We start from the raw sequence: 6,251 nt of genomic DNA on the forward strand, positions 1-6,251 counted from the left end.
TTGGCGAATGAATTGACTATGCCTGGATTGCCATTGCCCGTAGGAGCTGGCTTGCCAGCGAATGGCCCCGTTTCGCTGGCAAGCCAGCTCCTACAAGGCTCTTGGCCCGATGGTCAATCTCTCGGACATAGCCAATGAATTCACCCCTACAACGCCACCAGTACTTCCACCCTGCCCTTCTCGCGCAGCTTCTCCAGCGCCAGCTCGCGTCCCTGGGCCATACGTTGGCCAGTGAGGTACTGGCGCACCAGAGCCTTGGCGCGGGCCTCATCCAACTCGGGGTCGAGCTGTGGCTTCAGGCTTTCGTAGGCCGCCTGCACCTCCGACTCGGCGGGTGGGGTTGTCTCGGCCAGTGCATCGAGCACGCGGCTGGCGACCAGTTCGTGGCGCAGGTAATCGCGGTAGCCGGCCTCGTCGAAGCCTGCCTCTTCCAGGGCACGGGAAAAGCCCTGGGTGTCGGGGAAAGTGGCCTTCATCTCGGCGAGGCTGCCAGCGATCTCCTCGTCCGACACGGTCACGCCCAGGCGGCCGGCCTCCTGCCACAGCAGCTCCTTGTCGATCAGTTGCTGCAACGCCTCGCGCTTGAGGCGCTTGTAGGCCTGCGGGCTGCGGATGGCGCCCACCTGGCGACCCTGGATCTTCAGGTAGTCGGCGAAATGACGTTCCAGGCGGAAATTGCTGATATCGGTGCCGTTGACCCTCGCGGCGATGCCGGTTTCCCCGGCCAGCGCCAGGGGCGTGAGGAGGCCGATGACCAGGCCGAGCCAGGGGTTTGCTTTCATGACCTATAGCCTCGTGTCGACTTTTACGAAACGACCCAGCGGCCGAAAGCTCTGACCGTGCAGGTCCACCGTGACGATATACGCGCCAGCCAGGCCCACCCGTTGCCCGGGGCCGAACTCCAGCGCCGGGGTCAGGCCGGTGTGGAAGCCATGCAGGCCTTCCAGGGCGCTGACCAGCTTTTCGCGGCTGGCCTCTCGGCCCGCCCGTTTGAGCCCCTCGCTGAGCAAGGCGGCCGCGCAGTAGGCACCTACCTGCAGCACCGCGTGTTGGCCACCCAATCCCTGGCTGCGACGGATCGCCCGCAGCGCCGCCTTCCCCTCCGGGGTCCAGTCGGCGGGCATGAAGGGATAGGCAAGGAACAGTCGCCCGGAAAAACGCTGTGGGATACGCAGGGCGCTACTGGCCACCTGAGCCGAAGCCGCGAACAGATAGGGGGAGAGGTCCGCCGCCTGGAGCTGGTCGGCCAGTTGCGCGAATGCCTCCGACTGGCCTAGGAAAAACACGCCCTGAGCGCCTTTGGCCGCGTGGCCGAGCGGGGCATCCGAACCCGCCGCGTCATAGCCCAGCAGACGCACGCGCGCCCAGCCCTGATCGATCAGGCGCAGGGCCAGGGCCTCGGCCAAAGCCTGCTGGCGGGCGTCATCGGGATAGGCCACGACCGCCTCCGGCTGATGCAGGCCAAGATCGCTGCTGGCATAGCCCGCCAGGGCGAACATCTGCTCGCGCAAGCCCGGCAGGGCGGTAAACACCAGGGGGTTGGTGGTGGCTTCGTCGAACAGCGCCAGCGGCCCCACCAGCGGCACGCCGGCCTTGCCGGTCAGTTCGGCGAGGCCGCCGTCCAGCGCCGGAACCAGAGGCGCCATCAGGGCGAAAACCTGATCTTCGCCAAGCAACTGTTCAAGCGCCCGTTTCGTGCTCTGCCGGTCCATGCCGGGGTCGCGTACCACCAGCGACAGCTGCCGGCCATGGATGCCACCGGCCTCGTTGACCTGGGCCAGGGCGCCGCGCAGCACCGCCTCCACGGTATGCCCCAGTTCGGCCAGGGGCCCCTGGGTGGGCAGCAACGTCCCCAGGCGCAGTTCGGTTTCCTGCACGCCGGGGTCGTCATCGTCCTCCAGACGCTTGAGGTAGGCGGTGAGGTTGGCCATGTCACGCAGGGACATGACGAAACGTGGCATGGCCGGATCGAGACGGTTCCCGGCGGGATCGCGGCCTTCCGTCACCGCGCGCGCAAGGGCACCTTCATCGTAGGGCCCGTGGCTGCGGCCGTTGGCCTGCACCTGGCCGTAGGGTCGGGAGAGACGCCGCCAGGTGATATCCGGCGGGCGCACGCCGCCTTCCGGGCGGCCCCGGCCATCGGCACCGTGGCAGTTGGCGCACGGCATCACCGCCGCCGGCACCAGGGTGTCGGCGGCGCCGACCCGTGCGCTGATCTCGCCATTGGCCGTGCCCACGCCTTCCAGGTAGATACGTCGGCCGGCCGCTTCGCCAGGGCTCAGCTCCAGCCCGGCGGCCAAGGGCGTCTGTATGAACAACGTGACCAGCAGCAGGGCTCGCCACATGTCCGCGCCCTCAGCGCCCGGCCATGGGCATGGTCATCAGTTGCAGGCGCTGGGCGATGGCATTCACGGGCGCGTCGGGGCGGATCTTGCTCCAGCGTTTGTTCGGTACATCGCCGGCGATCAGCAGGGTTGAGTGGGCCTCCGGGCTTTCCCCCAATTGGCCAAGGCGCGACAGCACCAGGTCCATGTCGGCCTTGTCACCGGTTAGGAAGATCCAGTTGGGCGAATCGACCCCGTGCTTGGCGGCGAAGGCCTTGAGCACCTCGGGAGTGTCGTTCTCGGCGTCGCTGGACAGGGAGATGAAATAGACCTGCTTCGCCAGATCTTCGCCCATGGCGTCGCGCACTTCCTTGAGCTTGCGGGTGATCAGCGGGCAGGCGTCCGTGCAGTGGGTGAAGATCACGTTGAGCATCACCAGCCGGCCCTTCAAAACATCGCTGTAGAAGCGCACGGCCTGGCCGTTCTGGTCGCGCAGCAGGGTATCGGTGAAGTAGGTCTGCGCGTCCGTGGTACCACCGGCGGCCAGGGGCCGGGAAGCGGGGGCGTTGGAAGGTGCGGCGCCCTGCCCTTCATGGCCCTCGTGGCCTTCGTGGGCGGCGGCGCCGGTAGCAAGGCCCAGGGCCAGGACGAGCGGGATCAGGCGCTTCATGGGCGGATCTCCTGGAGCAAGGCGGTGTGATCATGGCCGCCGTGTGCGCGGGCGGCGCGGAGTTCTTCGACCCGGGCCATGAGCACAGCGGGGTCGGTGAAGCCATAGAAGCGGGTCCACTGCTGGCTGCGGCCGTCGCCGACCATGATCAGCGGCGGATGTTCTTCGTAGTTGGCCGTCCAGGTGCCAAGGCCCTTGAGGGTTTCACTGACCGCTTCGTTGCTGCCGGTGAGCCAGCGCCAGCCATCACCCGCGCCGAAACGACCGGCGTACTCGTGCAGGCGCTCCGGGGTGTCGCGCAACGGGTCGATGCTCAGGGAGATCAGTTGCACCTCGGTGCCGGCGCGCTCACCCAACTGGTTCTGCAGCTTCTGCATGATCGCCGAGATCACCGGGCAGACCGTGGTGCAGCGGGTGTAGACGAACCCCATGACGACGATGCGGTCACCCACCAGGTCATCCTTCAGGCGTAGCTCGCGCCCGTCCTGGTCCAGCAGCGGGACATCGGCGAAGGTCACCTCGGCGCCCGGCTGGGCGCTGGTGTGCCCCTGATGCCCGGCATGGGGATCGGCCGCCTGACTGGCCATGTGCGCGGCGTGTTCTTCCGGACTGTGGGCGTGCGCCGGAAGAGCGCCCAGACCCAGTCCGAGCAGAGCGATGGCAATACCTGACTTCAGAGCTTTCATGACGTGCTCCTTTACGGGTTGGTCCGCGCCTGGACCGCAACGGCGCGCAGGCTGGCGTAGGGTTGCGATCCGAAGGGCATGCCCAGGGACGACGACCCCACGTGCAGGTAGTAGGCGCCGACGGTGTTCAGCTCGATCGGCGCTTCGTAGATACCCTCGCCCACTTCCACTGCCGCCACTTCGTGGGGGCGCGAGGCCGGGGCCAGGAAGTAGCGCACGCGCACGTCGGCGATACCGGTTCTCGGCTGGTCGCCGCTGCCCTGGAGGATGCGGAAGCGGGCTCTGGCCGGAGCGCCAGCAGCCACCACCGGCTGGTCGATGAGGAACTCCACACGCGGCGTGCTGCGCTGGGCGGCCAAGGCCTTGTTCGGCTGCACTTCAGTGCGGAAGCAGTGGGCGACGTTCGGCTGGTTGATGGCCACCGCCAGGTCGAACTTGCCCGGCGCCGGCAGCTTGATCCGGGTGCTGAACAGACCCGGCTCCACCTCGCGCATGCTGCGATCGATCACCCGCGCGGCACGAGAGGTGTGGCCACGGTTGAGGTAGCCGGTCATGGGGGCGTTCATGCCTTCCATGTAGAAGTAGGTGGTGTTGTCCACCGGGTTGACCACGAACACCGCACCCTCGTCACGGGCCTGGCTGAGGCTGTCGGCCAGCGGCAGGTCGCCGGCCAGTTTGGGCGCGGCCGGGCCGGCGTCGAAGCCCTGGACGATCATCTGCTTGCCTTTGCCCAGGGACTCCAGGTTGATCATGGTCACCTTCGGCGACGCCAGGCCGCGCACGTAGGCGTAGTTGCGGGTGAACACAAGCTGGTAGGGCTCGGCGGTAACCTCGGCGCGCTGGACGATTTCGTCACTGCCGGCATCCAGCACCAGCACCTGGTCGTCCAGGCTGTTCAGGGCCAGGCCGAAGCGACCGTCCTGGGTGAAGCGCAGCGGCCCCAGCCCATGGCCGGCGTCGATCACCTTGCGCACCTTGAGGCTGCGGGCGTCGATCACGGTGATGGTGCCCGCCTGGCCATCGCTGACATAGAGCGCGCCGGAAAGCGCCGACAGGGCGAGGGACAACGGGCTTGGGCCGGTCTCGATGTCCTTTACCCGTTTCAGGCTGGCGATATCCACCACGGTCACCCGGCCGGAGTCGCGGCTGCTGACGAAGGCATGGCGCGAATCGGCGCTGAAGGCGATTTCATGATGGCCATCGCCGGTCGCCAGGGTCGCAACGGTCTTGCGGGTCTGGGTGTCGATCACCGTGACGCCGCCCTTCTCTCCCCGCCGGGCATTGTTGCCAACCCAGAGGTAGCGGCCATCGGGCTGCAGGGCCACGCGCACCGGTTCAGCACCGGCGGGCAGGCTCGCCAGTACCTTGAACTCGGCGGTGTCCACCACCGCCACTTCACCGGCACTGGGCATGGAGACGTAGAGCAGGCGGTCGTCGGCGCTGGCGGCCCAGTCCATGGGCGGGCGCTTCAGCGCAACGCGGGTGAGGGTGCTGGTGATGCCGCCCACCGAGGTCACCGGGTCGATCACGGTGAGGGCGGAGTCCTTGTTCATCACCACCAGGTAGTAGCTGTTCAGGTCGACCATCGCACGGGCGCTGAGCACGCCCTTGAGGTAAGTGCCAATGCGCACCTTGCACTGGTCGGCCTGGCCCTCAGGCAGCGCCTGGTCGAGCCAGGCCCCCGGCACCTGTCCGGCCAGCGGCTGGCCGGTGGTGGCGTCGGTGAGGCGCAGGCGGATATCGGCGAACATTCCCTCGGTCAGCACGCCATCGCTGCCCAGCGGCCGGGCCTCGAACTCGATGGCGACGCCGTCGCGCACCAGGCGCTCGGAAACGCCGGCCGGCGCTTCGGCGGCGGAAGCCTGGGTGGCCAGCATGGCGATCAATAGCAGGCTGGAAGCTTTCTGTAGGGTGTTCACCTGGCATCCCTCCCCTCTTCTGAACCTCGCCCTGATCTGACAGCAATGCCTGTGCCATCAAGGAAATAACCATCAATTCAATAGGTTGTAGTTGGCACAGGAGCAGGAACCGGGGGTTTCCCCAACGGTTCCCCCTGTTTTGGGGGAAGTTCGGCGACGGTCTGGAGATCGCTTTCGCCAGCAAGCTGGCTCCTACAACCGAGCCGCGTGCAACTGTAGGAGCGAGCTTGCTCGCGAACAGCGCCCGTCATCACCATCGCTTTCGCCAGCAAGCTGGCTCCTACAACCGTGCCGCGTGCAACCGTAGGAGCGAGCTTGCTCGCGAACAGCGCCCGTCATCACCATCGATTTCGCCAGCAAACTGGCTCCTACAACCGAGCCGCGTGCAACTGTAGGAGCGAGCTCGCTCGCGAACAGCGCCCGTCATCACCATCGCTTTCGCCAGCAAACTGGCTCCTACAACCGAGCCGCGTGCAACTGTAGGAGCGAGCTCGCTCGCGAACAGCGCCCGTCATCGCCACCGCTTTCGCCAGCAAGCTGGCTCCTACAACCGAGCCGCGTGCAACTGTAGGAGCGAGCTCGCTCGCGAACAGCGCCCGTCATCGCCTACAAGGGTGTCGGTGGCGCAGAAACGACGGTGGGGGCGGATTAA

5 protein-coding genes are annotated in these 6,251 nt (G+C 66.9%); all 5 read right to left on the minus strand.

Annotation, left to right across the window (positions count from 1 at the left end; genetic code table 11):
• Nucleotides 1-146 precede the first annotated feature (146 nt).
• The 5 genes from AAHM40_RS24180 to AAHM40_RS24200 are packed head-to-tail and all read right to left on the minus strand — an operon-like array spanning nt 147 to nt 5,599.
• Complete coding sequence (locus tag AAHM40_RS24180) at nt 147-782, minus strand: SurA N-terminal domain-containing protein (RefSeq protein ID WP_342246945.1); 636 nt, start codon at nt 780-782, stop codon at nt 147-149.
• Nucleotides 783-785: 3 nt separating this feature from the next.
• A complete protein-coding gene (locus AAHM40_RS24185; RefSeq protein ID WP_342246946.1) occupies nt 786-2,345 on the minus strand; it encodes a cytochrome c/ABC transporter substrate-binding protein in 1,560 nt (519 codons plus the stop codon).
• A gap of 10 nt (nt 2,346-2,355) precedes the next feature.
• Nucleotides 2,356-2,994 carry an SCO family protein gene (locus AAHM40_RS24190; protein WP_342246947.1) on the minus strand — a complete coding sequence of 213 codons (639 nt, stop codon included), beginning with the start codon at nt 2,992-2,994 and terminating at the stop codon, nt 2,356-2,358.
• A complete protein-coding gene (locus AAHM40_RS24195) occupies nt 2,991-3,680 on the minus strand; it encodes an SCO family protein (protein ID WP_446731617.1) in 690 nt (229 codons plus the stop codon). Before AAHM40_RS24195 ends, AAHM40_RS24190 begins: the two co-directional genes overlap by 4 nt.
• 11 nt (nt 3,681-3,691) lie before the next feature.
• The gene (locus tag AAHM40_RS24200) at nt 3,692-5,599 is read right to left on the minus strand and encodes a YncE family protein (protein WP_342246948.1); all 1,908 of its coding nucleotides are present in this window, start codon (nt 5,597-5,599) and stop codon (nt 3,692-3,694) included.
• Nucleotides 5,600-6,251 lie beyond the last annotated feature (652 nt).

Origin of the sequence: Pseudomonas sp. OTU5201 (assembly GCF_038440135.1) — a bacterium.
Classification (GTDB): domain Bacteria; phylum Pseudomonadota; class Gammaproteobacteria; order Pseudomonadales; family Pseudomonadaceae; genus Metapseudomonas; species Metapseudomonas resinovorans.